The 25850-nt window shown below is 71.2% G+C and carries 24 protein-coding genes; 18 read left to right on the forward strand and 6 right to left on the reverse strand.

Going from position 1 to position 25850, the window contains the following annotated elements; genetic code table 11:
* The first annotated feature begins 150 nt into the window (after positions 1-150).
* The 13 genes from FB157_RS17360 to FB157_RS17420 all read left to right on the forward strand — a co-directional run bounded on the left by FB157_RS17360 (position 151) and on the right by FB157_RS17420 (position 16241).
* The gene (locus FB157_RS17360; protein ID WP_145880676.1) at positions 151-1155 is read left to right on the forward strand and encodes a sugar ABC transporter substrate-binding protein; all 1005 of its coding nucleotides are present in this window, start codon (positions 151-153) and stop codon (positions 1153-1155) included.
* Positions 1152-2192, forward strand: coding sequence for an ABC transporter permease (locus FB157_RS17365; protein WP_145880677.1), 1041 nt, complete (start codon positions 1152-1154; stop codon positions 2190-2192). Before FB157_RS17360 ends, FB157_RS17365 begins: the two co-directional genes overlap by 4 nt.
* On the forward strand, positions 2189-2959 hold the full coding sequence (locus FB157_RS17370; protein ID WP_145880679.1) for an ATP-binding cassette domain-containing protein: 771 nt from the start codon (positions 2189-2191) through the stop codon (positions 2957-2959). Before FB157_RS17365 ends, FB157_RS17370 begins: the two co-directional genes overlap by 4 nt.
* A 140-nt stretch (positions 2960-3099) precedes the next feature.
* On the forward strand, positions 3100-4245 hold the full coding sequence (locus FB157_RS17375) for an ROK family glucokinase (protein WP_145880681.1): 1146 nt from the start codon (positions 3100-3102) through the stop codon (positions 4243-4245).
* Positions 4242-4823, forward strand: a complete 582-nt coding sequence (locus FB157_RS17380; protein ID WP_145880683.1) for a sugar kinase — start codon at positions 4242-4244, stop codon at positions 4821-4823. Before FB157_RS17375 ends, FB157_RS17380 begins: the two co-directional genes overlap by 4 nt.
* Positions 4824-4920: 97 nt before the next feature.
* On the forward strand, positions 4921-7782 hold the full coding sequence (locus FB157_RS17385) for a DEAD/DEAH box helicase (RefSeq protein WP_145880685.1): 2862 nt from the start codon (positions 4921-4923) through the stop codon (positions 7780-7782).
* Entirely contained in the window at positions 7779-9791 is a 2013-nt protein-coding gene (locus FB157_RS48450) for an SWIM zinc finger family protein (protein ID WP_261386352.1), read from the forward strand. The genes FB157_RS17385 and FB157_RS48450 overlap by 4 nt, the downstream gene beginning before the upstream one ends.
* Positions 9792-10009: 218 nt before the next feature.
* Positions 10010-11032 (forward strand): AraC family transcriptional regulator, encoded by a 1023-nt coding sequence (locus FB157_RS17395; RefSeq protein ID WP_145880687.1) that lies wholly within the window; start codon positions 10010-10012, stop codon positions 11030-11032.
* Between the two features lie 304 nt (positions 11033-11336).
* Entirely contained in the window at positions 11337-12395 is a 1059-nt protein-coding gene (locus tag FB157_RS17400) for a 3-keto-5-aminohexanoate cleavage protein (protein ID WP_145880689.1), read from the forward strand.
* Positions 12396-12440: 45 nt separating this feature from the next.
* On the forward strand, positions 12441-13415 hold the full coding sequence (locus FB157_RS17405) for a quinone oxidoreductase (protein WP_145880691.1): 975 nt from the start codon (positions 12441-12443) through the stop codon (positions 13413-13415).
* Positions 13416-13455: 40 nt separating this feature from the next.
* The gene (locus tag FB157_RS17410; protein WP_145880693.1) at positions 13456-14355 is read left to right on the forward strand and encodes a TauD/TfdA family dioxygenase; all 900 of its coding nucleotides are present in this window, start codon (positions 13456-13458) and stop codon (positions 14353-14355) included.
* Between the two features lie 93 nt (positions 14356-14448).
* On the forward strand, positions 14449-15735 hold the full coding sequence (locus FB157_RS17415) for an MFS transporter (RefSeq protein ID WP_261386353.1): 1287 nt from the start codon (positions 14449-14451) through the stop codon (positions 15733-15735).
* Complete coding sequence (locus tag FB157_RS17420) at positions 15732-16241, forward strand: alpha/beta hydrolase (protein ID WP_145880697.1); 510 nt, start codon at positions 15732-15734, stop codon at positions 16239-16241. The genes FB157_RS17415 and FB157_RS17420 overlap by 4 nt, the downstream gene beginning before the upstream one ends.
* 12 nt (positions 16242-16253) lie before the next feature.
* On the opposite strand, the gene FB157_RS17425 is transcribed toward FB157_RS17420, so the two are convergent.
* Positions 16254-16424 carry a hypothetical protein gene (locus tag FB157_RS17425; RefSeq protein ID WP_055495969.1) on the reverse strand — a complete coding sequence of 57 codons (171 nt, stop codon included), beginning with the start codon at positions 16422-16424 and terminating at the stop codon, positions 16254-16256.
* A 140-nt stretch (positions 16425-16564) separates the two neighbouring features.
* Here FB157_RS17425 and FB157_RS17430 point away from each other — a divergent pair, with 140 nt between their 5' ends.
* A complete protein-coding gene (locus FB157_RS17430; protein ID WP_145880699.1) occupies positions 16565-16738 on the forward strand; it encodes a CsbD family protein in 174 nt (57 codons plus the stop codon).
* A gap of 218 nt (positions 16739-16956) precedes the next feature.
* On the opposite strand, the gene FB157_RS17435 is transcribed toward FB157_RS17430, so the two are convergent.
* From FB157_RS17435 to FB157_RS17450, 4 genes are all read right to left on the reverse strand, one after another.
* Positions 16957-17265 (reverse strand): hypothetical protein, encoded by a 309-nt coding sequence (locus tag FB157_RS17435; protein WP_145880701.1) that lies wholly within the window; start codon positions 17263-17265, stop codon positions 16957-16959.
* A gap of 13 nt (positions 17266-17278) precedes the next feature.
* Positions 17279-18220, reverse strand: coding sequence for an alpha/beta hydrolase (locus FB157_RS17440; protein WP_145880703.1), 942 nt, complete (start codon positions 18218-18220; stop codon positions 17279-17281).
* A 182-nt stretch (positions 18221-18402) separates the two neighbouring features.
* Positions 18403-18999, reverse strand: coding sequence for an NADPH-dependent F420 reductase (locus tag FB157_RS17445; protein WP_145880706.1), 597 nt, complete (start codon positions 18997-18999; stop codon positions 18403-18405).
* Between the two features lie 42 nt (positions 19000-19041).
* A complete protein-coding gene (locus FB157_RS17450; protein ID WP_145880708.1) occupies positions 19042-19860 on the reverse strand; it encodes a 3'(2'),5'-bisphosphate nucleotidase CysQ in 819 nt (272 codons plus the stop codon).
* A gap of 136 nt (positions 19861-19996) precedes the next feature.
* Here FB157_RS17450 and FB157_RS17455 point away from each other — a divergent pair, with 136 nt between their 5' ends.
* On the forward strand, positions 19997-20905 hold the full coding sequence (locus FB157_RS17455; protein WP_145880710.1) for a LysR family transcriptional regulator: 909 nt from the start codon (positions 19997-19999) through the stop codon (positions 20903-20905).
* Between the two features lie 296 nt (positions 20906-21201).
* Here FB157_RS17455 and FB157_RS17460 read toward each other — a convergent pair whose 3' ends face one another.
* The gene (locus tag FB157_RS17460; RefSeq protein WP_145880712.1) at positions 21202-22311 is read right to left on the reverse strand and encodes an NAD(P)/FAD-dependent oxidoreductase; all 1110 of its coding nucleotides are present in this window, start codon (positions 22309-22311) and stop codon (positions 21202-21204) included.
* Between the two features lie 124 nt (positions 22312-22435).
* Here FB157_RS17460 and FB157_RS17465 point away from each other — a divergent pair, with 124 nt between their 5' ends.
* From FB157_RS17465 to FB157_RS17475, 3 genes are all read left to right on the forward strand, one after another.
* Positions 22436-23029: a TetR/AcrR family transcriptional regulator gene (locus FB157_RS17465; protein WP_145880714.1), complete on the forward strand. Its 594-nt coding sequence runs from the start codon at positions 22436-22438 to the stop codon at positions 23027-23029.
* Positions 23030-23888: 859 nt separating this feature from the next.
* Complete coding sequence (locus FB157_RS17470) at positions 23889-24728, forward strand: RNA polymerase sigma factor SigF (protein WP_145880716.1); 840 nt, start codon at positions 23889-23891, stop codon at positions 24726-24728.
* Between the two features lie 692 nt (positions 24729-25420).
* Complete coding sequence (locus tag FB157_RS17475; protein WP_145880717.1) at positions 25421-25741, forward strand: MerR family transcriptional regulator; 321 nt, start codon at positions 25421-25423, stop codon at positions 25739-25741.
* Positions 25742-25850: the final 109 nt, after the last annotated feature.

Below are 25850 nucleotides of genomic sequence, written 5' to 3' on the forward strand. Positions count from 1 at the left end.
GTTCGTCCCGATGTCCGGACAATGCGAAGGGGCGGCGCTCCCCGGTCGCATGAGCAGTGTTCCCCGTGTCCGATACTGGAGTGTTTGGGGCCGCTGAGGGATCACCGGCCCCTTGCACACGTACGGACACGGCAAGAAGGGCACGGCCTCGTGGCACGGTTTAGGACCTTGGTGGGCATAGCGCTGGCAGGGGCACTCTCCGTGTCCCTGTCGGGGTGCAGCAGCACCGGCGGCAAGCGGGCCGAGGACGCCCGCAAGGCCGCCGCCGCCCAGGGGAGGGCAGCGGTGAACACCCCCCGCTGGACCTTCGCGATGATCACCCACTCCGGGGACGGCGACACCTTCTGGGACATCGTGCAGAGCGGTGCCAAGCAGGCCGCGGTCAAGGACAACATCAACTTCCTGTACTCGCACGACGACGAGGCACAGCAGCAGGCCCAGCTGGTGGACGCGGCGGTCGACAAGAAGGTCGACGGCATCATCGTCACCCTCGCCAAGCCCGACGCCCTCAAGGCCGCCGTGGCCCGCGCCGAGAAGGCCGGCATCCCGGTGATCACGGTGAACTCCGGCTCCGAGGAGTCCAAGGCCTTCGGTGCCCTCACCCACATCGGCCAGGACGAGTACATCGCCGGCCAGTCCGTCGGCGAGGAGCTGAACAAGCGCGGCCGCAAGAAGGCCCTGTGCATCCTGCACGAGCAGGGCAACGTCGGTCACGAGCAGCGCTGCGACGGTGTCGCGAAGACCTTCCACGGCAAGGTCGAGAAGCTCTACGTCAACGGCACCAACATGCCCGACGTGCAGTCCGCGATCGGGGCCAAGCTCCAGGCGGACAAGTCCGTCGACGCCGTCGTCACCCTCGGCGCCCCCTACGCCGACACCGCGGTGAAGGCGAAGGCCGACGCGGGCAGCAAGGCCGAGATCGACACCTTCGACCTCAACGCGAAGGTCGCCGCCGAACTGAAGGACGGCACCCTCGGCTTCGCCGTGGACCAGCAGCCGTACCTGCAGGGCTACCAGGCCGTCGACCTGCTGTGGCTGTACAAGTACAACGGCGACGTCCTCGGCGGCGGCCAGCCGGTCCTCACCGGTCCGCAGATCATCACCAAGGACCAGGCGGCCGCCCTCGCGGAGTACACCGAGCGGGGCACCCGATGACCGCCACCGTGGAACGCACGACCGACGAAAGGATTCTGCAGACCTCGCCGCTGCGGAAGCTGCTCTCCCGCCCCGAACTGGGCTCGGTCGTCGGCGCGCTCGCCGTCTTCGCCGTCTTCGCCTTCTCGGCCGACGGCTTCCTGCGCGCCGCCAGCCTCAGCACGGTCCTGTACGCCTCCTCGACCATCGGCATCATGGCCGTACCGGTGGCCCTGCTGATGATCGGCGGCGAGTTCGACCTGTCGGCGGGCGTCCTGGTGACGTCCTCCGCGCTGATCTCCTCGATGTTCAGCTACCAGATGACGGCGAACACCTGGGTCGGCGTAGGTGTCTCGCTCCTGGTCACGCTCGCCGTCGGTGCCTTCAACGGCTTCGTGCTCACCCGCACCAAGCTGCCCAGCTTCATCGTCACGCTGGGCACCTTCCTGATGCTGACCGGCATGAACCTCGGCTTCACGAAGCTGATCGACGGCACGGTCTCCACCAAGACCGTCGCCGACATGGAGGGCTTCCCGAGCGCCCGCGCCGTCTTCGCCTCGACCCTCACGCTCGGCGGCGTCGACTTCAAGGTCACCATCCTGTGGTGGCTCGGCCTGGTCGCCCTCGCCTCCTGGATCCTGCTGCGCACCCGCGCCGGCAACTGGATCTTCGCGGCCGGCGGCAACCAGGACGCGGCCCGCGCGGTCGGTGTCCCGGTCGCCAGGACCAAGATCGGCCTCTACATGGGCGTCGCGTTCGGCGCCTGGATCTCCGGCCAGCACCTGCTCTTCTCCTTCGACGCCGTCCAGTCGGGCGAGGGCGTCGGCAACGAGCTGATCTACATCATCGCGGCCGTCATCGGCGGCTGCCTGATCACCGGCGGCTACGGCAGCGCGATCGGCTCCGCCGTGGGCGCCCTCCTCTTCGGCATGACGAGCAAGGGCATCGTCTTCGCCGAGTGGAACCCCGACTGGTTCAAGTTCTTCCTGGGAGCGATGCTGCTCCTCGCGACCCTGCTCAACGCCTGGGTCCGCAAGCGCGCGGAGGCCGACAAGTGACCCTCGTCCAGCTGGCCGACGTCAGCAAGCACTACGGCACCGTCCGTGCCCTCGAAGGCGTCTCGCTGGAGGTCAATCCCGGCGAGATCACCTGCGTCCTCGGCGACAACGGGGCCGGCAAGTCCACCCTGATCAAGATCATCTCGGGCCTGCACCGGCACGACGGCGGCACGCTGACCATCGAGGGCGAGGAGACGACCCTCTCCTCCCCGCGCGAGGCCCTCGACCGCGGCATCGCCACGGTCTACCAGGACCTGGCGGTCGTCCCCCTCATGCCGGTGTGGCGCAACTTCTTCCTCGGCTCCGAGCCCCGCAAGGGCAAGGGCCCCTTCAAGCGCCTGGACATCGACCTCATGCGCGAGACGACCCGGGCCGAACTCCTTCGCATGGGCATCGACCTCCGCGACGTCGACCAGCCCATCGGCACGCTCTCCGGCGGCGAACGCCAGTGCGTGGCGATCGCCAGGGCCGTCCACTTCGGCGCGAAGGTCCTGGTCCTGGACGAGCCGACGGCGGCCCTGGGCGTCAAGCAGTCCGGCGTGGTCCTGAAGTACGTGGCGGCAGCGCGCGACGAGGGCCTGGGTGTCGTCCTGATCACCCACAACCCGCATCACGCGTACCTCGTCGGAGACCGCTTCGTACTGCTCCGGCGCGGCACGATGGTGGGCAACCACACACGCGACGACATCACGCTGGACGAGCTGACCCAGCAGATGGCAGGCGGATCCGACCTCGACGCTCTACGCCACGAACTGCAGCGAGGTTAGGGGGCGCGGGGCCGTGCCGATATGCGGCTCCGCCGCGGGGCGTGACCAGCCGCGACGCACCCGCAGCCGGCACCGGACGCGCACCCCCCTCACCCGCCCCGCGCAGCACTCAGCGTGAGCGTGCGGCAGAATCGAGCCCGATGAGCACCTACCGCGACCTCACCGCCCCCATCGGCTCCCGCCGGGCCCCCGTGCTCCGAACGGTCGGCACCAGGGAACGCCGGTCACACCTGACCGCCCCCCGTGTCCCCACCGTCGGCATCGACATCGGCGGCACCAAGGTCATGGCCGGTGTGGTGGACGCGGACGGCAACATCCTGGAGAAACTCCGCGCGGAGACCCCGGACAAGTCCAAGAGCCCCAAGGTCGTCGAGGACACCATCGTCGAACTGGTCCTGGACCTGTCCGACCGCCACGACGTGCACGCGGTCGGCATCGGCGCCGCCGGCTGGGTCGACGCCGACCGCAACCGCGTCCTGTTCGCGCCCCACCTGTCCTGGCGCAACGAGCCGCTGCGGGACCGCCTCGCCGGCCGCCTCTCCGTCCCGGTCCTCGTGGACAACGACGCCAACACCGCCGCCTGGGCGGAGTGGCGCTTCGGCGCCGGCCGTGGCGAGGACCACCTCGTGATGATCACGCTCGGCACCGGCATCGGCGGCGCCATCCTGGAGGACGGCCAGGTCAAGCGCGGCAAGTACGGCGTCGCGGGTGAGTTCGGCCATATGCAGGTCGTCCCCGGCGGCCACCGCTGCCCGTGCGGCAACCGCGGCTGCTGGGAGCAGTACAGCTCCGGCAACGCGCTCGTCCGCGAGGCCAAGGAGCTGGCCGCGGCGGACTCCCCGGTGGCCTACGGGATCATCGAGCACGTCAAGGGCAACATCGCCGACATCACCGGCCCGATGATCACCGAGCTGGCCCGCGAGGGCGACGCCATGTGCGTCGAGCTGCTCCAGGACATCGGCCAGTGGCTCGGCGTCGGCATCGCCAACCTCGCCGCCGCCCTCGACCCGTCCTGCTTCGTGATCGGCGGAGGCGTCAGCGCCGCCGACGACCTGCTCATCGGCCCGGCCCGGGACGCCTTCAAGCGCCACCTCACCGGCCGCGGCTACCGCCCGGAGGCCCGGATCACCCGCGCCCAGCTCGGCCCCGAGGCCGGCATGGTCGGCGCCGCCGACCTGGCCCGGCTGGTCGCCCGGCGGTTCCGGCGGGCCAAGCGGCGCCGGGTGGAGCGGTACGAGCGCTACGAGCGGTACACCCAGGCCCGCCGCGACCGGGACACCGCATGATCGCCTCGCTGCCCCATCAGTCCGCGCCCCCGGACGAACCGCGCAGGCCCGCAGAGAACCCGCGGCACAAGGCCAAGCGCAGGGCGCTGACCCTGCTGATCATCGGGCTGCTCATCGGTGTCCCGGCGGGCTACCTGGTGATCTCCGCCAACCAGAGCCGCAACAGCGGCAAGGACAAGGAGGCGAAGTACTCGGCGACCGGCCTCACCCCGGGCTGGCCCTCGAAGGTGCAGCGCCGCCTCTACCAGGTGGCCGTCCCGCACCCCGCCGACTACATCGCCTACTACGAGACCAACAACTGGAAGACCAGCCGCCTGTACGTGCAGTTCCGCACCAACAGCGCCGGCCTGGACAGCTTCCTGGGGACCATGGGCGTACGCCGGGACCAGCTGGAGAAGGACCACATCACCATCGGCTCCCGCGACCAGAAGATCTCCGGCTGGAACTTCACCGGCCCCGGCCCCTGGTCGGGGCTGACCCGCAAACAGAAGAACCCTGCACCCACCCAGGACGTGGTCGTCAACATGTCCGACCCGAACTATCCGATGGTGTACGTCGTCTCCCGCACGGTCCCGTAAACCGGGGCCTGGGCAGGCCGCCGGAGCCGGTTGTCAGACCCCGCCCGTAGAGTCGAGGACGTCTGATCCGGGACGCGGACGGGAGGTGGCAGGACGTATGGGCCGAGGCACGGCTGCGGTGGCCGAGCGCACGGGAGGTGCCCGGGAGACCGGGGACCCCGTTCCGGTGCGCCTCGCGTCCGTCTACCTGCCCGCGCCGCTCCCGCGCGAGGGCCGCGTCGCCTTCTGGGACCCCGCCGGCGGCCCGCTGCCCGGCGACCGCGACACCGACGAGCTGACCGTCGTACGACGCCATGGGGCGAGCGTGCGCCGCAGGCAGGTGCCCGCGCTGACCCTGCCGCTCGCCGAGGCCCTGCCGCTGCTGGTCCGAGCCCGCCGCGACCCGGCCGCCCACCCCGCCACGGCCTGCTGGGGAGCGGCCGCCCTGCACGCGCTGCGGCTGGTCGCCCGTGGCCGCCTGCTGCCCGGCCTGACCCCGAGCGGCCACGACGCCTGGCGGGCCGGCCCGCTGGAGCCCGACGACATCGCCCACCTGCGCGCAGTCGCCGCGGCCCTGCCTCCGGAGGGCCACGCCGTGCCGCTGCCGGACCCCGGACCGCTCCGGCTGCCCGAGCCCGAGGCCCTGATCCGCTCCTTCCTGGACGCGGTCGCCGACACCCTGCCCCGCACCCCGGCCGCCCCCCACACCGCCGGCCGCCCCTTCGCCGCCCGCGAGCCGCAGGCACTGCCCGCCGCCCACGACTGGGCCGCGGAGGTCGCCGCCGGAATGGACGCGGGCGTAAGGATCTCGCTGCGCCTGGACATGTCCGCGTACGACGTCTTCGACGCCGGTGCAGTCGAGGGCACCCGCGCGGCCGGCGCGGCGATCGTCCAGGTGCACAGCCTCGCCGACCCGACCCTGGTGGCCGACGCTGCGGCCCTGTGGGCGGGGGAGGCCGACGCGGCCTTCGGGCCACGCGCGCGCGTGGACGCCGCCCTCGCCGTGCGGCGCGCCGCCCGCGTGTGGCCGCCCCTGGACCGGCTCGCCGAGCAGGAGACCCCCGACGTCCTCGCGCTGTCCGAGGAGGAGCTGGGCGAGCTGCTGGGCGTGGCGGCCTCCCGGCTCGCCGCCGCCGGGGTCGCCGTGCACTGGCCCCGGGATTTCGCCCGCGACCTCACCGCCGCCGCCGTGGTCCGGCCCGCGCCCGGCTCGGCGACCGACGGCACCGGATTCTTCGAGAGCGAGGACCTGCTCCAGTTCCGCTGGCAGCTGGCGCTCGGCGGGGATCCGCTCAGCGAGTCCGAGATGGACGCGCTCGCCGAGGCCCACCGGCCGGTCGTACGGCTCCGGGACCAGTGGGTGCTGGTCGACCCGGCCCTGGTCCGCAAGGCCCGCAAACGCGAACTGGGCCTGCTCGACCCGGTGGACGCCCTGTCCGTCGCGCTCACCGGTACCGCCGACGTCGACGGCGAGACCGTCGAGGCGGTCCCCGTCGGCGCACTGGCCACCCTGCGCGACCGCCTCACCGCGGGCCTCGGACCGGCCGAGCCGCCCGCCGGGCTCGCCGCCACCCTCCGCGACTACCAGCTCCGCGGCCTGGCCTGGCTCGACCTCATGACCGCCCTGGGGCTCGGCGGCTGCCTCGCCGACGACATGGGCCTCGGCAAGACCGTCACGCTCATCGCCCTGCACCTGAAGCGGGCCCGCACCGAGCCGACCCTCGTGGTCTGTCCCGCCTCCCTGCTGGGCAACTGGCAGCGGGAGATCACCCGGTTCGCGCCCGGCGTCCCCGTCCGCCGCTTCCACGGCCCCGACCGCACCCTGGAGGGCCTCGGCGGCGGCTTCGTCCTCACCACCTACGGCACGATGCGCTCCACGGCGGCCCAACTCGCCGGGCAGCCCTGGGGCATGGTCGTCGCCGACGAGGCCCAGCACGTGAAGAACCCGTACTCCGCGACCGCCAAGGCGCTGCGCACGATCCCGGCCCCCGCGCGCGTGGCCCTCACCGGCACCCCCGTGGAGAACAACCTCTCCGAACTGTGGGCCCTGCTCGACTGGACGACCCCCGGCCTCCTCGGCCCCCTGAAGTCCTTCCGCGCACGGCACGCGCGCGCGGTGGAGAACGCCGGGGCCGACGAGAACGGGGCGGCGGTGGACCGGCTGGCCCGCCTGGTGCGTCCCTTCCTCCTGCGCCGCAAGAAGTCGGACCCCGGCATCGTCCCCGAGCTGCCGCCCAAGACCGAGACGGACCACCCGGTGCCGCTCACCCGGGAACAGGCCTCGCTGTACGAGGCGGTGGTGCGTGAGTCGATGCTGGCCATCGAGACCGCGGAGGGAATCGCCCGCCGGGGCCTGGTCCTGAAGCTGCTCGGCGCCCTGAAACAGATCTGCGACCACCCGGCGCTGTACCTGAAGGAGGACGCACACGCCGGCCTGCCCCACGCCCGGCTGCGCTCCGGCAAACTCGCCCTTCTGGACGAGCTGTTGGACACCGTGCTCGCCGAGGACGGCTCCGTACTGATCTTCACGCAGTACGTCGGCATGGCCCGCCTCATCGCCGCCCACCTGTCCGCCCGCGCGGTCCCCGTGGACCTTCTGCACGGCGGCACCCCGGTGCCCGAACGCGAGCGCATGGTCGACCGCTTCCAGGACGGCGAGACCCCCGTCCTCGTCCTCTCCCTCAAGGCCGCCGGCACGGGCCTGAACCTCACCCGCGCCGGTCACGTCGTCCACTTCGACCGCTGGTGGAACCCGGCCGTCGAGGAACAGGCCACCGACCGCGCCTACCGCATCGGCCAGACCCAGCCCGTCCAGGTCCACCGCCTGGTCACCGAGGGCACGGTCGAGGACCGCATCGCCGAGATGCTGGAGTCCAAGCGTGCCCTGGCCGACGCGATCCTCGGCTCCGGCGAGTCGGCCCTGACCGAACTGACGGACCGCGAGCTGTCCGACCTGGTCTCCCTGCGGAGGTCCTCATGACGACCGGGGAACAGCACCCCGGTGACGCGTCCCGCCCCGGTGACGCGTCCCGCCCCGGCGGCGTGCCCCGTCCCGGCGACGCGGCCCGCCGGGCCCTCCGGGCTGCACGGGAGCGGGCGGAGGCCGAGCGGGGCGACACCGCGGAGACGAAGCGGCCGGACCACCCTGCCCAGGCGGAGTCCCGTGACCGGGACGAGTCCGGTGCCGCCGTGGAGTCCGGTGACCGGGGAGAGTCCGATGGCACGGTGCCGTACGGTCACGCGGGCGACATGAACGCGCCGCAGGCCGCCGCCTCCTCATCCACCCCACGCCCTGCGGGGCGCCCCGCCGACGCCGCCAGGGAAGCGCTTCGGGCCGCTCGTCGGGAGGCGCTGCGCGCGGAGGCGGAGGCGGAGGCGGCAGGGGCCCGGCGGGGGAGGCGTGCGTCGGCGCGGCCCGTCGGCTCCTCACCCGTGTCCGCTCGCCCGGCCGGCGAATCCCGGACCCCTGCCCGCGTCCAAGCCGCCCACGACATGCGCCAGTTCCTGGCGAACGCCTTCCGCATGCCGTCCGTTGCCGACTCGGCGGACGCAGCGGACGCAGCGGACGCAGCGGACGCCGGGGACGCAGCGGCCGTGGCGGACACGGTCGACGCGTCCGAGGCGGCGGACGACGACACCGGTACGCACACCACCGCCCGCGGAGCCGACCGCGCCGAACCCCGCCCCCCGGCCCCCGCGTCCCCACAGATCCCCGCCACCATGGCCACCCCGCACCGCGACACCGAACTCCGCCGCACCTTCCCCGCGTTCCCGCCCCGGGAGGGTTCCGCCGCGGACTCCGCGTTCGCCGAGACCTGGTGGGGGAACGCCTGGGTCGACGCGCTCGAACAGGGTGCGCTGGACGTGAAGCGGCTGGGCCGCGGCCGGGGTTACGCGGACCAGGGCCACGTGGACGCCATCACCGTGACGCCGGGCCTGGTGCTTGCGTACGTGCGCGGGAGCCGTCCGCGTCCGTACCGGGTGCAGGTGCGGCTGCGCACGCTGGAGGACGCGGAGTGGGAGCGGTTCCTGGACGCGGCCGCCGACCGCCCCGGGCACATCGCGGCCCTGCTGGACAAGGAGCTGCCCCAGTCCCTCGCCGACTGCGGCGTGCCCCTGCTGCCCGGCCCCCGCGACCTCGCCCCGCAGTGCAGCTGCCCCGACTCCGGCCACCCCTGCAAGCACGCGGCCGCCCTCTGCTACCAGACGGCACGCCTGCTCGACGCCGACCCCTTCGTGCTGCTCCTGGTGCGCGGCCGGGGGGAGAAGGGCCTCCTCGACGCGCTGTCCCGCCGCAGCGCCGCCCGTGCGGCCCGCGCCGCGCAGGAGGGATCACCGAGGTCCTTGCCCGGTGTGCGTGCGGCCGAGGCCCTCGCCCCGCGTCGACTCCCACCGCTGCCCATGCCGTTGCCCGTGCCGCCACACCCCGAGCAGCCCCCGGTCTACCCGGCGGCGCCCGGCGGACCCGACCCCTTCGCGCTGGACCAGCTGGCGACCGACGCCGCAGCCCGTGCGCACGCGCTGCTCGCCACCGGCCGCGACCCGGTCGGCGAACTGACCCTCTGGCAGGACGCCGTACGCCTCGCCGCCGCCCGCCCGGGCTCCGGCCTGACCGCCACCACCCGCACCCTCTACGCCACGCTCGCCGCGGCCACCGACCGCGGCACGGCCGATCTGGCCCGCGCGGTCGCCGCCTGGCGGCAGGGCGGACCGGAGGGGCTGGCCGTCCTGGAGGAGCCGTGGGATCCGCCGGCCGGCCGCTTCGACCGGGCCCGCCCGCTGCTGCTCGCCGCCGACCTCCCGGCGTTCCGTCCCTGGCGCAACCGCCTCACCCACCCCCGCGGCCATGTCCAGCTCCGCCTGGGCCGCGACGGCCTCTGGTACGCCTACGAGTCGGAGCCGGACCAGGACGACTGGTGGCCCCGCGGCACACCCGACCTGGACCCGGTCGGCGCCCTCACCGGCCTGGGCACGCCGGACGACTTCTGAGAACACGACCGGAAGGAGCTTCCGGGGCGGACGACGACGTGCGGAGTGACCCCGGCGCGTGCCACGGGGACGGGCCCGTGAAGGGCCCGGTCGGCACGGCCGCGGGACGCCGCACGAGCGGCGTTGCCGCAGACGCCATCCCTCACTCGTCCCCGATGCTTGACGTACAGGGACGGGAAACTTAACTTCTGGGGACCTTCCGCCCCTGGAGCGTGCCCATGAGGCCCCTTGCCCGCACCGCCGCGCTGAACGGTTACGTCGAGCTGAGCCGTTCCCTCGGCCTCGACCCCCGTGCGCTGATGAAGAGCGTCGGTCTGGACACCGCGGACCTGGCGGTGCAGGACCGGTGGATCTCGGGCACGGCGGTGGTCGGACTGCTGGAGCTGTCGGCCGCCGCCTCCGGACGGGAGGACTTCGGCCTGCTCCTGGCGGACCTGCGACGCTTCTCCAACCTCGGCCCCATCAGCCTGCTCGTCCGTGAAGAGCCCGACGTGCGCAGCGCGCTGGCCCTGCTGATCCGCCATCAACACTCGTACAACGAGGTCCTGCACGCCCGGCTCTCGGAAGGCAACGGGGTCGCCACGCTCAAGGTGGACCTCCGGCTCGGGGAGCCGCAGCCGGCCCGGCAGGGCACGGAGCTCGCGGTGGGTGCGTTCCACCGCGTGCTGTGCGGCTTCCTCGGCCCGCACTGGCGCCCGTCGTCGGTCTGCTTCGCCCACCGGGCGCCGCGGGACACCGCGGGCCACCGTCGCCTGTTCGGGCCCATGGTGGAGTTCGACCGCGACTTCAACGGCATCGTCTTCTACGCCGAGGACCTGGACGCCCCCAACGCCATGGCCGACGCCCAGCTGCGCAGTTACACCCGGCGGTACTTCGAGCCCGTCGCGGCCCCCAGGCAGGCATCCGAGGCCGACCGGGTGCGCGACCTCATCGAGGCGCTGCTGCCGACCGGGCGCTGTTCCATCGAGCAGGTCGCACGCAGCCTCGGCGTCGACCGACGCACGGTCCACCGTCATCTGGCCCGTTGCGGGGAGACGTTCTCCTCCCTGCTCCATTCGACCCGTACCGCGCTCGCGGAGCGGTTCGTCGCCAATCCCAGCCGTTCCCTGACCGAGGTCTCCACGCTGCTGGGATTTTCGTCGCTGAGCGCGTTCTCCCGCTGGTTCCACGAGCAGTTCGGCACCAGTCCCCGGGAGTGGCGCACGAGCCGGGGCGGCTCGGCGACGCACGGCAGCAGCTGAGGCCGCGGGACCCATGCGGGCGGCGGGGCCGCCGCACCCGCAGGTGTGTCCCCGATTGGCAAATCACCTGTCACCTCAAGCAAAGCGGGCGGGTGCCGTCCGCCCTACCGTGGCAGCACCGCGCAGGCGGTCGGCCTCCGGAGGGAGCGCACTGCCACTCCCCTGAGGGCACTCCCTCCGGACCCGTCCGCACACACCCGGGCCATCTGCCGCTCACCGGCCCGGACGTCCGCCGGCGCAGGCCCTGTCGTCGCGTCCGTCGCTGCTCCGTGACGCGATCACCCTTTCGACAAGGAGAAGCCCCGTGCACTTCCACGACGACTCCCTCTTCCCCGAGAACCAGGAAAGGCTGGTGATCCAGGCCGCGCCGTACGGCCCCGAATGGCTTCCCGGGGACGCGGACGACCTGCCGTTGACCATGGACGAGCACGTGCAGGCGGCTGTCGACTGCCACAACGCCGGTGCGACGGTGCTCCACATCCATGTGCGCGAGCTCGACGGCAAGGGCTCCAAGCGGATGTCCATGTTCAACGAACTGCTCGGGCGGCTGCGCGAGGCCGTGCCCGACATGGTGCTCCAGATCGGTGGCTCCATCTCCTTCGCCCCCGAGGGCGAGGGCGGCGACGCCAAGTGGCTCGCCTACGACACCCGCCACCTGCTGGCCGAACTCACCCCGGCGCCGGACCAGGTGACGATCGCCGTCAACACCAGCCAGATGAACATCGTCGAGATCATGAACGACGACGACCTGCAGGGCACGTCGATCGCGAAGCCGGACTACTACCGGGCCTACCGCGACATGGTGGTCGAGGCCGGTCCGGAGTTCTACCTGGAGCATCTCGAGCGCCTGCACGCGAACGGCATCCAGCCCCACTTCCAACTCGCCCACCTGGCCCAGCTGGAGACCGTGGAGCGGCTGATCCGCTCCGGCGCCTACACCGGGCCGCTGATCCTCAACTACGTGGCCATCGGCGGCGGTTTCGCCGGCCGGCACCCTGCCGACCTGGTCGAGTTCATCCGCCGTGTCCCGGACGGCGCCGTTCTCACCATCGAGAGCTCCATGCGCGCCGTGGCCCCGATGAACGCCGTCGCCATCGCCCTCGGCCAGCACGTGCGCGTCGGCAACGAGGACAACCTCTGGCGCGCAAAGGGCGAGCGGATGTCCTCCGTTGCCCAGGTCGAGCAGATGGTGCGGATCTCCGAGGCACTCGGCCGCGAGATCGCCACCGGAGCGGACGCCAGGCGGATCTACAAGCTGGGCGAGTACTACGCGGACGCCGACGAGACCCTCGCCCGGCTCGGCATGGTGCCCAACCGCCGCCCGGGACAGCGCGGCTTCATGCTGCGCGACGTCCAGGCCTGACACCCGGTCCCGTCCCCACCCTCACGAACGCTCCGGGAGCTCTCCGTGCCACACGCCGTCCGCTTCTACGAAACCGGTGGTCCTGACGTCCTCACCTGGGAGGAGGTGTCCGTCGGCGACCCCGGGCCGGGCCAGGTGCGCATCCGGCATGAAGCCGTCGGACTGAACTTCGCCGACACGTATTTCCGCACCGGTCTCTACCCGGTACGGCTGCCCGACGGCATCGGTGTCGAGGCCGCCGGCGTCGTCGAGGCGGTCGGTGCGGGCGTCACCCACGTCACCGCGGGGGACCGGGTGACGTACACCGGAAGCCCGCTCGGTGCCTACAGCACCGAACGGGTCATGGACGCCTCGCACCTGATCCCGTTGCCCCAGGGGATCAGCTGCGAGACGGCGGCCGCGATGACCATGCGCGGCCTGACGGCGGCCTACCTGCTGCGCAGGATCCACCCGCTGCGGGAGGGGGACGCGGTGCTGCTGCACGCCGCGGCGGGCGGCGTCGGTCTGATCGTCTCCCAGTGGGCCGCACTGCTCGGCATCCGTGTGATCGGAACGGTCTCCAGCGAGGAGAAGGCGGAGATCGCCCGCGCACACGGATGCGAGCACGTCATCCGCTACCGGCACGAGGACGTGGCCGAGCGGGTGCGGGAACTGACCGACGGCGCCGGTGTACCGCTGGTGCTCGACAGTGTCGGCAAGGACACCTTCGCGGGCTCGCTGGCCTCGCTGGCACGCCGTGGACTGCTCGTCTGCTTCGGCACCGCCTCCGGACCCGTGCCACCGATCGACGTCGTGCAACTGGCCGTCCGGGGCTCGCTGTTCGTCACCCGTCCCGCCCTCGCCGACTACATCGCCGACCCCGCCGAACGCGGTGCCCTGGCCGGCGAACTGTTCGACCACGTCTCCTCGGGACGCATCGCCGTCGAGATCAACCAGCGCTACCGGCTGGAGGACGCCGTCCAGGCCCATCGCGGCCTGGAAGCCGGGCGGACCACCGGGTCCTCCGTCTTCGTCCTGTGAGCCCGCCACCCTCGACCCACCTCTCATGGAGTGAGCACCCATGCCCGACACCCTGCCGTCCGCGGTGAACTCAGGCGCGCGCCGCGCCTCGATCCAGGCCGAACCGCTGACCTGCACCATCGGCGCAGAACTCACTGGTGTGAACCTCGCCGACGCGGCCCGTGACGACGACCTCTTCGCCCAGGTCAAGAACCTGCTGCTGCGGTACAAGGTCCTCTTCCTGCGGGACCAGGACATCTCGCGTGCCGACCACGTCGCGTTCGCCTCGCGCTTCGGCCCGCTGGAGGACCACCCCGTCGCCGGCAGCGATCCCGACCACCCCGGACTGGTCCGGATCTACAAGGACCTGGACAGCCCCCCGGAGCACTACGAGAACGCCCTGCACACGGACGGCACCTGGCGGACGAACCCGTCGATGGGCGCGGTACTGCGCTGCGTCGAATCGCCCCCGGTCGGCGGCGACACGATCTGGGTCGACATGGCCGAGGCCCACCGACGGCTCCCCGAGCACGTCAAGAGCCGGATCGAGGGGCTGCGCGCCCGGCACAGCATCGAGGCCACCTTCGGCGCGGTCCTGCCCGAGGACCGGCGCCACGCCCTGAAGGAGCGGTTCCCGGACGCCGAGCACCCGGTCGTGCGCACTCATCCCGAGACGGGCGAGAAGATCCTCTTCGTCAACGCGTTCGCGACGCACTTCGTCAACTACCACACGCCCGAGAACGTGCGTTTCGGCCAGGACTACGCGCCGGGCGCGAGCCAGCTCCTCAGCTATCTGATCAGCCAGGCCGCCATCCCCGAGTACCAGGTGCGCTGGCGCTGGAGCCCGGGCAGCGTGGCCATCTGGGACAACCGCTCCACCCAGCACTACGCCGTCCAGGACTACTGGCCCGCCGTCCGCAAGATGGAGCGCGCCGGGATCGTCGGCGACAGACCGTTCTGACCTGCCATTTCCCAAGCAGTCGAGGTGATGACAATGGAGTTTCACACCACTGCGCCGTCCACGGCCCCGACCGCGTCCGCGTCGGAATGGCCCGTGTCCAGAGGCTATGCCTGGACGGTCTTCGCGCTCGGTTTCGGCCTGCTGCTGTCCGACTACATGTCCCGCCAGGTCCTCAACGCCGTCTTCCCGATGCTGAAGGCCGAGTGGCTGCTGTCCGACGGCGCCCTCGGCTCGCTGAGCGGCATCGTGGCCCTGGCGGTCGGCGTGCTCACCTTCCCGATGTCCCTCCTGGCCGACCGCTGGGGGAGGGTGCGCAGCCTGCTGCTCGCCGCCACGATGTGGAGCCTGGCCACTCTCGGGTGCGCCGTGTCGGCGAACTACGGCGAGATGTTCGTCGGCCGGCTCTTCGTCGGCATCGGCGAGGCGGCGTACGGCAGCGTGGGGATCGCCGTGGTCCTCAGCATCTTCCCGGCCGCCCTGCGGGCCACCCTCTCCGGTGCCTTCATCGCGGGCGGCGCCTTCGGCTCGGTGCTCGGCGTCGCCGTCGGCGGCGCCGTGGCCCAGGCGGCCGGCTGGCGCTGGGCGTTCGCCGCGATGGGGGTCTTCGGCCTGGTGCTCGCCGCGGTGTTCGGCACCGTGGTCAAGGAGAGCCGGCTGGCACCGCGCGGACGGCCCGCCGGCGACGCGGACGGCGCACCGGCACGCGGACGACTGCGTACCCACCTGCCCCGCCTGTTCTCCTCCGTCTCCGTCATCAGCGCCTACGTCGGCAGCGGACTGCAACTGTTCATCGCGGGTGCGCTCCTGGCCTGGCTGCCCAGCTTCTTCAACCGCTACTACCACATGACACCGGCCAGGGCCGGCGGGGTCGCCGGCGGCTTCGCGATGGTCATCGGCATCGGGATGGTCCTCGGGGGCGTCGTCTCCGACCGCATCAGCTCCACCGCCCCGATCCGCAAGTGGGCCGTCGCCGTCGGCTGCAGCCTCGGCTCGCTCCTCCTGCTCACCCTGGCCTTCCAACTGCCCACCGGAACGGTCCAGTTGCTGGCTCTGGTCGTCGGCTCCCTGCTGGCGGCCGGCTCCGCCGGACCAGCGGCCGCCATGGTCGCGAACCTGACCCCGGCCGCTGTCGCCGCGACCGCCTTCGCCACCCTCACCCTGGCCAACAGCCTGCTCGGGCTGGCCCCGGGGCCGGCGGTCACGGGCGCGCTCGCGGACCGCCTCGGCCTGCTGGGCGCCCTGCGCGTCGTGCCCCTCGTCGCGGTCGCCGCCACGGTGGCCTTCCTGGTCGGCAGGCACTGGTACGAACGCGACCTCCTCCGCCTCGACGCCCCCGCCACGAAGGCGGAGCCCAAGCACCCGTCGGAGATCGCCTCATGAGACCCACCGCGGAACCCACCGTGGTCATCGTCCCCGGTCTGCGCGACCACGTCGCGGACCACTGGCAGACACTCCTGGCCGAACGGCTCGCCGAGGCCGGCCGCACCGTCCGTACCGTTCCCCCGGTGGAGGGGAACCGACTCCGCCTGGACGCCCAGGTCGGCAACCTGGGTGCGACGCTGGCACCCCTGGCCGGTCCGGTTCTGCTGGTCGCCCACAGCGCCGGAGTCATCACCACCGTCCACTGGGCCCGGCGCCACCGCGCCGACGTGTGCGGCGCGCTGCTCGCCACGCCACCGGACTTCGAGGCACCGCTGCCGGACGGATACCCCACCCCTGCCGAACTCGCGGACCACGGCTGGACCCCCGTGCCCCGGGCACCGCTGCCCTTCCCCAGCGTCGTGGCCGCCAGCGCCGACGACCCGCTCGGTGCGCCGGAGCGTGTCGCCGCACTGGCCCGGAGGCGCAGGGCCCGTACCGTCCCGGTACGGGCCCTGCGGGCGTGATTGGTGATCAGGTCACCATCGATACCAGCGGCCGCGACCACCACCGGCACTGGTGGATCGCATGACGAAACCGAGCAGCCACACGACCAGGACGGCGAGGGCCACCCACCAAAGGATCTTCACAGCGAAACCGGCACCGAAAAGGATGACCGCGAGAAGCAGGACCAGAAGCAGGGGAACCATAGTTATCGACCTCCTGCCCGCCCGTCTTCCCTGCCTTTTCTTCAATATTCGAGATCGGCACCTTGTTTATCAAGGGGAGGCAGGGGCACAAGCGGGCTACCGCGACTGCGGTCCCGAAGCTACGAGGAGGCGTTGTTCCTATGACTGCCCACGAGAAGGCGAAGGCGAAGACCGAGCAGGCCAAGGGCAAGGCCAAGGAGGCTCTGGGAAGCGCCATCGGCAACGACCGTATGGCCGCCGAAGGTCAGGCAGAGAAGAGCACCGGGGACGCCCGCGAAGCCAAGGAAAAGGCCAAGGACGCCTTCAAGCACTGACCTCCGCGAACCGGAAAGAGGCCCCTTGTGAGGGGCCTCTTTCCGGTTCGGCGGGGCCGCGCGTTGATCCGGCACCGTCGATTCCCTGCTCCGGCTGTCTGCGGCTGGCCCGAGAAGGTGGCTTGCAGGTCTCCGCCGGAATCGTCTCGCTCGCGCGCCGATGGTCTCGACAGGTCTTTCGTGACTGCTTCGGTACGAGCGAGGCCCTGCCCAAGCCCTCAGATCAGCTGGGGCCCGAAGCCTGGGCCTGCATCGAGTGCTGCCCGTCGCCCTTCCCCGGGCTCATGCCGCCGGAACAACGCTCGCCCGAGCACAGCCGGCCGCATCAGCTTCGACGGCGGATCAAGTAGGGCCAAGACCCGGATGAGCTGGGCCGCGACCGTACCGTCGGTAGCCGCGGCGGCCATCAGCCGGCTCATCATGGCGCCCTGCAACTTCTGCGTCGGATTCGCAGGTTGCCCCGGCTCGCCGGCCATCCCCCACGGCGCGGTCAGAATACGCGTCGCCCGGGCGATGATGATCGTCACAACGGTGGGCGGGTCAGTCGTTGAACGCCGTGGCCACGGCATCTCCGAGCTGATTCAAGACGTCCCGTGAAAGCTGCACCGACCCGGTGAACGAGAAGAAGGCGTGGGTGGCACCCTTGACCGGGAGGTGCGTGACCGCCACGCCGGCGTCGGCGAGCTTCTGCGCGTACCGGTCGCCCTGGTCCCGCAACGGATCGTGTTCGGCGGTGACGACGACGGCGGGAGGAAGCCCGGCCAGCTCGTCGGAGCGCGCCGGCGAGACGCGCGGGTCGGCGCCTTCGTCGGGCGTGTTGAGGTAGAGGCCCCAGAACCATTCGAGCCAGCTGCGGCTCAGCACCGGTCCGGCCATGTTCTGATACATGGAGGGGCTGTCGTCGAACCGGTCGACCGCTGGGTACGCCAGTACCTGCAGTGCGATGTGAGGTCCTCCGCGCCGCTGCGCTTCCTGCACGAGGGCTGCGGCGAGGTTGCCGCCGGCGCTCTCGCCGAACACCGCGATGCTTCGCCCGTCGCCGCCGAAACTTCCGGCGTTGGCCGCGACCCATGTCAGGGCGGCGTAGGCGTCTTCGATCCCTGCCGGGAAGCGGTGTTCGGGCGCGAGCCGGTAGTCGACGGAGACCACGATCGTGCCGGAGCGGTTGGCCATGATGCGGGCGATGTGGTCCTGGCTGTCCAGGTCTCCGAGCACCCATCCGCCGCCGTGGAGGAAGACCGTCACGGGCCGCGGCCCGGAGCGCGGGAAGGTGGCGGGGGCGTAGATGCGGATGGGGACCTGGAGTCCTTCGGCGGTGGCCACTGCATCGTGCACGCTGCCGACGGGCTCGACGTCGCCCGCGAGGGCGGAGAAGCTGCTCACGAGGTCGCGGTTCTCCGCGACCGTTCGACTCTCCGGTGCCGGTTCGCCTCCGTCGGCCAACTTCTCGAGCAGGGCATCGAGTTGGGGGTCGAGGGACATGATGAGGACCTTCCTGGAGCTGGCGAAACGACACGGATTGGAATGACTGTTCCAATCTCCACAGGTCGCAGGAGTGGAGCAGCGGCAGCGTGATGCCGTCCGGCGCTGAATCGCCGGCCCTGGCTGCGCTGTCGTATCCGTTCCGGATGTGGGCCCGCGGGGAGCGGTGCACTGTGTGTGGATCAGCGGGCGATTGAGATCGCGAAAGGCACGAATCCGCTGGACCGAATCACGTGCGGGACGAAAAGTATCGCGGCCTCGGTGGCGCGGGCGGTCTGGATTCCGCCGAGGTCGATGACCCACTTGTTGTGCCAGCCGAGGTCGGTGAGCAGTTCACGGACGGTCTGCTTGGCCTGCGGGTCGTCACCGGAGAGGAACGCGGTCGGTGTCTGGGTGAGCGTGGCCGGCGCGGTCATCACCGGGAAGAGCATGGTGTTGAGAGTCTTGACGATGCGGGTTTCGGGGAGGGCGTCCTGGAGTTGCTCGGCAAGGCTTGAGCCGGGGTAGATCAGGTCGACGGGCAGTCCGTCCGGTCCGTCGACGGTGGCGTTGGAGACGTCGACGAGGATCTTGCCGCGTAGTTCCTCCCGTAGGGCGGCGAGCCGGTCCAGCGAGCCGGCTCCCGGGGTGGCGTTGATGACGATCCGGGCTGTCCGGGCAGCGTCGGCGGCGGCGCCCGGCGTGCGGTCCGCGACGGTCACCTCATGCCCTGCCCGGGTGAGGGCTGTGGCCAGGTTGCCGCCGACGCGGCCGTTTCCGAGTACTGCGATCGTGGTCATGGTGATGTGGTCCTTTTCGTGGGTGCGGGTTGTGGTGCGCGGTCAGCGTGAGAGCGTGGCGACGGCCTGGGCGTGGATGCCGGGGGCAGCGGCCAGGAGGCTTTCGCTCTGTGGGGTCCAGGGGCGGCCCTGGGCGTCGGAGATCTGTCCGCCGGCCTCGGTGACGAGCAGCGCGCCGGGGAGCAGGTCCGCGCGGGCGCCGGCGAACTGCCAGAAGGCGTCGATGCGGCCGGCGGCCACATTGGTCAGGTGCAGGGTCGCGGGCACGGCGGTGCGCACGACGAGCGCGTCGAAGAGCATCGCGGTGATCGAGGAGCCGACGCGCCGCACGACCTTCTCGTCCTCGTCCGGCCGGGCCTGGCTGGTGGCCACGATGCTCAGGCCGAGGTCCGTGCTCTGGGAGACGTGCAGCGGCCGGCCGTCGAGGTGGGCGCCCGCTCCGGTGAGCGCGGTGTAGGTCTCGCCGGTCAACGGCAGGTGGACCGCGGTGAGCACGGGCTGGTTGTCGCGCACGAGGGTGGCGGTCACCGCCCACTCCGGCAGGGCGTGCAGGTGGTTGACGTTGCCTTCGGCCGGATCCACGACCCACCATTCGCCGGGCGGCAGCGCCCCGCCGTCCAGCTCGTCCTCCACCCAGCCGGCGTCCGGGCGCAGGCCCGTGAGACGGGGGCGCAGGATGTCGAGGGCCCTGTCGTCGTTGACGGCGAGGGCGCGCATCAGCTCTTCGCGGGTCTGGTAGCGGACCACCTCGCCGAAGCGCTCGCGCAGCGCCGAACCGGCCGCGCGCACGGCGATCGCGGTCTGGGCGAGCAGGTCGGCGTCGGAGGCGGCGGCGTCAGTGGTCTGAAGCGTTTCGGACATGGTGAACTCCCTTGTGAGTAGAAGGTGATGAGGCCGTTCGAGTCGAACTGTGCGCTCCTTCAGCGCTCTGGTCCCGAAGGTATACAGGCCCCTGATTAACTTCAAATGCATGTAAAGCACGGCTAGGATTACTCGCATGCAATTGGATCTGAACCTGCTGGCCGCGCTCGACGCGCTGCTGGAGGAGGGAAGTGTGGCCGGGGCGGCCGCACGCCTCCATGTCACCGCCCCCGCGATGAGCCGGAGTCTGGGCCGCATCCGGCGCACGACCGGGGACCAGATCCTGGTGCGCACCGGCCGCAGGATGACCCCGACCCCGTATGCGATCGCCGTCCGGGAACAGGTGCACGAGCTGCTGCACCAGGTCCAGGGGGTGCTGGCACCGAGCCGTGAACTCGATCTGGCAACGTTGGAGCGCACTTTCGCACTCCGCTGGCATGATTCCCTGGTCGCCCTGAGCGGCCCCTCACTGCTCTCGGCCGTGCGTGAAGAGGCGCCGGGCGTGCGATTGCGCTTCGTCGCGGAATCGAGCGTCGACACCCCGGAGTTGCGGCGCGGCGAGGTCGACCTGGAGGCGAACGCCACCCGCCCGAGCGCACCGGACATCCGCGCCGAGAAGGTGGGCGAGACCCGCCTCGTCATCGTCGTGAGGCAGGGGCACCCGCTCACCCGGGTCAGGACCGTCACCGCGAAGCGGTACGCCGCCGCTGAGCACGTCACCGTCTCGCGACGGGGAAACCTCAGCAATGTCCTCGACGACGCCCTCGCGCGCCTCGGCCTCACCCGCCGCGTGGTGGCGACCGCGCCCACGGAAGCGGCCGCACTGGAGTTCGCGCGCGGTTCCGATCTCCTGGTCAGCGTCCCCGAAGCCACCACGCGGTCAGCGGTCGCCGACCTCGGCCTGGTCGTGCTCCCCCTCCCACTCGAACTGCCGTCGGCACCGATATACCTGTCATGGCATCAGCGCTACGACACCGACCACGCCCACGCCTGGCTGCGCGGGCTGGCGCGAACCGCGTTGACCATGGGCGGAGCGTCGTCGTAGCCGGCGCCGTCCGACTGCTTCACCCATACGTCCAGGCGACCACCTCGATGCCGCACGGCCGGCCGCTGTCCGCACCGGCATCAGAGCACCAACCCCCGCCGGTAGGCGTACACGACCGAGCTGAACGGGGCCGCGAAGCCCGAGCTTGCCGAGAAGGCAGGACACGAACGACTCGACAGACTCCTGGCCGCCTACCCCCATGCTGCGCCGGCCGTGGGGCGGCCGGGGCGACGCCTGCGGCTCACGATCGCGGACCTGTTTGCCCTGCTCAGTCAGTCGGTCGGATACAAGTCGCTTCAGGGGGCCGTCGCGGGAACGAGGTTGTCGAGTCCCTTGGCACTCCCCGTCGCGGCCTCGATCGAGCGCGGCAGCATGATGCTCTCGTAGGCGCGGACGGCGTCGTCGACGCCGGACTCGGTGACCAGTGCGTGGGCGAGGTCGGCGGCGTCGAGCATGGCGAGGTTGGCGCCCAGCCCGACGGGTGGCATCAGGTGCGCGGCGTCGCCGAGCAGTGTGACGCCGGGAACGTGGTCCCAGGTGTGCGGGGCGGGCAGGACGAACAGGGACCGGTGGATGAACCCGTGGTCGCTGTTGCGCAGGATGTAGCGCAGGTTCTCGTCCCAGTCGTCGAACAACCTCAACAGATATGTCCGCACGGCCCGCTGGTCGCCGAGGTCGACACCGGCGGCCTCATGCCAGTCCTTGGGCGCGCGGAGCGCGATGTAGGCGCGGATGTGGCCGTTGCTGTTGCGCTGGGCGACCAAGGTCCTGCCGGCGCCCTTCGCCAGCATCGATCCGTTGCCGACCAGCCGGGCGAGGTCGGGATGTCGGGTGTCGCAGTCGTCGAACCCGGTCTCGACGAAGGTGACACCGGTGTAGCCGGGTACGGCGGGCGACAGAGCCGGGCGCACGCGTGACCAGGCGCCGTCGGCACCGACCACCAGGTCGAAGTCCTCGGCGGTGCCGTCACCGAAGAGCAGCCGGCAGGTGCCGTCCGCCCGCGGGGTGACGCCGGTGACGGTGCGATCCCACCGCACCGTGCCCTCGGTGAGCGAGTCCAGGAGCAGACCTCGCAGCTGGCCTCGGTCGATCTCCGGCCGGCCACCGTCGGCGGACGGCCCCTGCCGCGCCAGGAGGGCGGCGGTGGCGAAGTCGAGCACGCGCCACTCGTCTCCTTCGGGGCGGGCGAGGGCGTGGAATCGGTCGAGGAGCCCCGCCGCACCGAGCGCGGCCTGGCCGGTGTCGGGATGCATGTCGAGGGAGCCGCCCTGCGGGCGGGATTCGGCGGATGCCTCGCGTTCGAAGACGGTGACGGAGCGGCCGTGTTGCTGGAGGACTCGGGCGCAGGTGAGGCCGCCGAGGCCGGCGCCGGCAATTGCGATGCGGGGATCACGAGCAGAGTTCATGGAAATGTCCCTCGGAAAGTGGGTCAGCCGCCGGGAGACCCGGCACCGCCAAGAAACCACACTCGCTCAAAAAGAGCAATGACTACACTTTCACAGTGGATGCACTTCGAGGTACGGTGGGCGGGTGACCGAACCGACCGGGCGCCGCGAGCGCAAGAAGGCCCAGACCCGCCAGTCCCTGGCCGACGCCGCGCTTGAGCTCTTCCTCGAGCGCGGCTACGACCAGGTCGGCGTCAAGGACGTCGCCGACCGCGCCGACGTCTCGGTGACCACCCTGTTCAAACACTTCTCCGGCAAGGAAGCCCTGGTCTTCGATCAGGACGACGAACTGGAAGCAGAACTCGTCGCCGCCGTGCGCGAACGCACCCCGGGCCAGTCGATCCCCCAGGCGCTGCGCGAGCACCTCCTGCTGAAACAGACCCAACTCGCCGTCCACGCCACCGACCCGCGGTTTGCCGACTTCACGCGCCTGGTACAGGAAACTCCTGCGCTGAGCGACTACGCCCACCGCATGTGGACGCGCCACGAAGCGGCCCTGGCCAGGGCCGTCGCCGAGGCGGTGGGTGCGCCCGAGGACGACGTCAGCTGCGCCGCCCTGGCTCGTTTCGCCCTTGAGGCCCGCAGCCTCATCCAGCGGCACGCCGAACCACGCCGAGCCGCCGACGAGGCCTTCGCGCTGCTCGAACACGGCTGGGCAGCCTCCCATCCGGGCAACTGACCGGGCTGCAGCCGGCGTGACCGGCGCCGCTCCTCGCGAAGCGGGCGCAGTCTGTCCTCAGGATGCCCATGAACCCCACCGTGACACGGACGATGTCGGCCGAGCACGCCGTTCTCACGGACGGCGTCTCCTTGCATCATTCGCACTGTTGTGCGCAGTCGGTCGGAGACCACCCGCGCAGGCGATCCGTAGTGGCGGCGCCGAGTCGCCGCATCAGCGATGTGGCGGGTACCGGCGGGGCTCGCCCGAACTGGCTGTGTCCAGGTCGAGTGGTGCAGGGGGTGACGTGCCGGCGGCTCGCTGGGGTGGGGTTGGGACCAACGGCCCTTATGGTGCCTTTCGTCGCCGCGGCTACGAAAGGCACTGTGCATGGTGGCCGGTGTGGCGGTCCCGTTGTCCGCGCGGGTCAGGCTGTCAGGGCGTCACGGAGTTGGTTGGTCTGAAGGTCTGTCTCTCCCCTCACGGTGATCATGGTGCGGTCGGGGTGCTGCTGTGTCGTCACGGTGAAGTGGTTCATCGGTTCGCCCCCCGATCCGGGGGTCGAGCCCATCACGCCCTCCGGCGAGGACGGCGTCGAGCACGCCGTAGGGCCGCGTAGAGCCGAGCGAGACAACCCGTACCGCGCCCCGGCCACCGGCATGACCTCCGCGGCGCGAGGGCAGGACGGGCCGACTCCGGAACGCCGGCCGGACACTCCGGTCGGTCGGGTCTGTGGCTTCTCGGAGGGGAGGCGTCCCAGCTCACGCCTGCCCCTGATCGTGTAGCGGCAGGCATGGATGGAAGGTGAGGGGGTAAGCGGAGCGTCATCGGCCGCTTCATGGCAGGCCGTGGAACGAGCTCGCATCGGGAGGGGACCTACATGGCGCTCATGAGCACGCTGGACACGCAGACCACCGAGCTGCCCGAAGTCGCCGACCCCTCCCGGGTGGCGCCCAAGGATGCCCGCGAACTCTCCCGGTTGTTCTTCGAACAGCTGGCAGCGCTGGAGGAGGGCACGCCCGAGTACAGCTACGCGCGCAACACGTTGATCGAGATGAACATGTCCTTGGTCCGCTACGCGGCCGGCCGCTTCCGCAGCCGCGGGCCGGAGGAGATGGAGGACATCGTCCAGGTCGGGATGATCGGCCTGATCAAGGCGATCGACCGGTTCGAGCTGTCCCGCGAGGTGGAGTTCACCTCCTTCGCGATCCCCTACGTCGTCGGGGAGATCAAGCGGTTCTTCCGCGACACCACCTGGGCCGTGCACGTTCCCCGGCGGCTGCAGGAGGCCCGCGTCCAGCTCGCCAGGGCCACCGAGGAACTGCGAAGCCGGTTGGGCCGCACGCCGACGGTCAAGGAACTGTCGGAGCTGATGAGCCTGCCCGAGGACGAGGTGATGGAGGCCCGTCTGGCCGCGAACGGCTACAACTCCTCCTCCCTGGACGCTGCCATCGGCAGCAGCGAGGACGGCGAGAGCGTCCTCCAGGACTTCATCGGCGTCGAAGACACCGACCTGGAGTTGGTGGAGGACTTCCACTCCCTGGCCCCGCTGATCGCCGACCTGGATGAGCGGGACCGGCAGATCATCCACATGCGCTTCGTGGAAGAGCTCACCCAGGCCCAGATCGGCGAACGCCTCGGCGTCTCCCAGATGCACGTCTCCCGACTCCTGTCCCGCTGCCTCGCCCGCCTGCGCGAGGGCCTGATCACTACCGGCTGACAGCCGGCTGTCCGTGCTCCGCTGATGCCCGCCACAGCCGTGGCGGGCATCAGCCGCATCAGGCGCCACGGCCCTGAGGTCAGCGCTTGCGAGGTGTCCGGAACGGCCGGGCGACAGGCGGTGACGTCGTCGAGGCGCCGACCGGGCTGGGTCAGCCCACGATCCGAGCACTGGGCCGGTCTCACCGAGGACTGCTGTGCCCCAAGAAGGGGACCGCCATTCGAGTGGCCCGCTCCCTGAAGTGCCTGCGATAGAAGCTCGCGTGTACTCCGCAGAGAAAAACTGTCATGGTGGGAGTAGACATTCCGGCGTCGCATGGTTAGCGTTACTACGTACCCAGAAGTCGAAGTGGGCACAGCAGACATGAACTGCTGTGCAGGTAGACCAGAAGGACACGGCCCCAGCGGGGCTGTGAGCAGCATTTGTGGTATCCGCGCAATCGAGAGGTAAGGAGCAGAACGCCATCAGGATCGCCCGGGCGAGGAAGCAGTCCGCCCGGGTACCGCAAGGCCCCGGATTGGAAGGTGGTCCCCGGTCACGCATTCACGATCCCCGCAGCCCCGCCCTCCCAGGCGGTCCCTGCGGAACAAGAAGGCCGGCGCAGTGCGCCGGTAGATGGTGTTGAAAGCTCGGGGCCCGGGTGCCGGTACTGGCACCCGGGCCCCCCGACGCGTCCCCGAAAGAAGAGGTCTATGCCGCCTGCCGGTTCCCGTCCCGTCGCCCCTCTCGACGATGACGACTACCCCGCCTACACCATGGGCCGGGCCGCCGAGATGCTCGGCACCACACCCGCCTTCCTCCGAGCCCTCGGCGAACACCGCCTGATCGCCCCGCTGCGCTCCGAGGGCGGACATCGCCGCTACTCCCGTTACCAGCTGCGCATCGCCGCCCGCGCCCGCGAACTCGTCGACCAGGGCACCGCCATAGAAGCCGCCTGCCGCATCGTCATCCTCGAAGACCAGCTCGCAGAGGCCCAGCGCATCAACGAGCAACTGCGCGCCGAAGGCGGCTAGCGTCAGGCCACGAGATCAGCCTGATCAGAACACCTGAACCCGAGGCAACCGATGTCCCGCCGGCGGACGAGGCGGCCGGGCATCCCACCGCCGGTCCACAGCCCAGGCT

This window comes from Streptomyces sp. BK340 (assembly GCF_007827595.1).
In the GTDB taxonomy this organism is placed as follows: Bacteria; Actinomycetota; Actinomycetes; order Streptomycetales; family Streptomycetaceae; genus Streptomyces.

Coding starts and splice junctions, on each gene's coding strand:
- FB157_RS17365 (WP_145880677.1), top strand. CDS start 1,152: ATGACCGCCACCGTGGAACGCACGACCGACGAAAGGATTCTGCAGACC.
- FB157_RS17375 (WP_145880681.1), top strand. CDS start 3,100: ATGAGCACCTACCGCGACCTCACCGCCCCCATCGGCTCCCGCCGGGCC.
- FB157_RS17380 (WP_145880683.1), top strand. CDS start 4,242: ATGATCGCCTCGCTGCCCCATCAGTCCGCGCCCCCGGACGAACCGCGC.
- FB157_RS17385 (WP_145880685.1), top strand. CDS start 4,921: ATGGGCCGAGGCACGGCTGCGGTGGCCGAGCGCACGGGAGGTGCCCGG.
- FB157_RS48450 (WP_261386352.1), top strand. CDS start 7,779: ATGACGACCGGGGAACAGCACCCCGGTGACGCGTCCCGCCCCGGTGAC.
- FB157_RS17395 (WP_145880687.1), top strand. CDS start 10,010: ATGAGGCCCCTTGCCCGCACCGCCGCGCTGAACGGTTACGTCGAGCTG.
- FB157_RS17410 (WP_145880693.1), top strand. CDS start 13,456: ATGCCCGACACCCTGCCGTCCGCGGTGAACTCAGGCGCGCGCCGCGCC.
- FB157_RS17420 (WP_145880697.1), top strand. CDS start 15,732: ATGAGACCCACCGCGGAACCCACCGTGGTCATCGTCCCCGGTCTGCGC.
- FB157_RS17425 (WP_055495969.1), bottom strand. CDS start 16,424: ATGGTTCCCCTGCTTCTGGTCCTGCTTCTCGCGGTCATCCTTTTCGGT.
- FB157_RS17430 (WP_145880699.1), top strand. CDS start 16,565: ATGACTGCCCACGAGAAGGCGAAGGCGAAGACCGAGCAGGCCAAGGGC.
- FB157_RS17440 (WP_145880703.1), bottom strand. CDS start 18,220: ATGTCCCTCGACCCCCAACTCGATGCCCTGCTCGAGAAGTTGGCCGAC.
- FB157_RS17445 (WP_145880706.1), bottom strand. CDS start 18,999: ATGACCACGATCGCAGTACTCGGAAACGGCCGCGTCGGCGGCAACCTG.
- FB157_RS17450 (WP_145880708.1), bottom strand. CDS start 19,860: ATGTCCGAAACGCTTCAGACCACTGACGCCGCCGCCTCCGACGCCGAC.
- FB157_RS17455 (WP_145880710.1), top strand. CDS start 19,997: ATGCAATTGGATCTGAACCTGCTGGCCGCGCTCGACGCGCTGCTGGAG.
- FB157_RS17460 (WP_145880712.1), bottom strand. CDS start 22,311: ATGAACTCTGCTCGTGATCCCCGCATCGCAATTGCCGGCGCCGGCCTC.
- FB157_RS17470 (WP_145880716.1), top strand. CDS start 23,889: ATGGCGCTCATGAGCACGCTGGACACGCAGACCACCGAGCTGCCCGAA.
- FB157_RS17475 (WP_145880717.1), top strand. CDS start 25,421: ATGCCGCCTGCCGGTTCCCGTCCCGTCGCCCCTCTCGACGATGACGAC.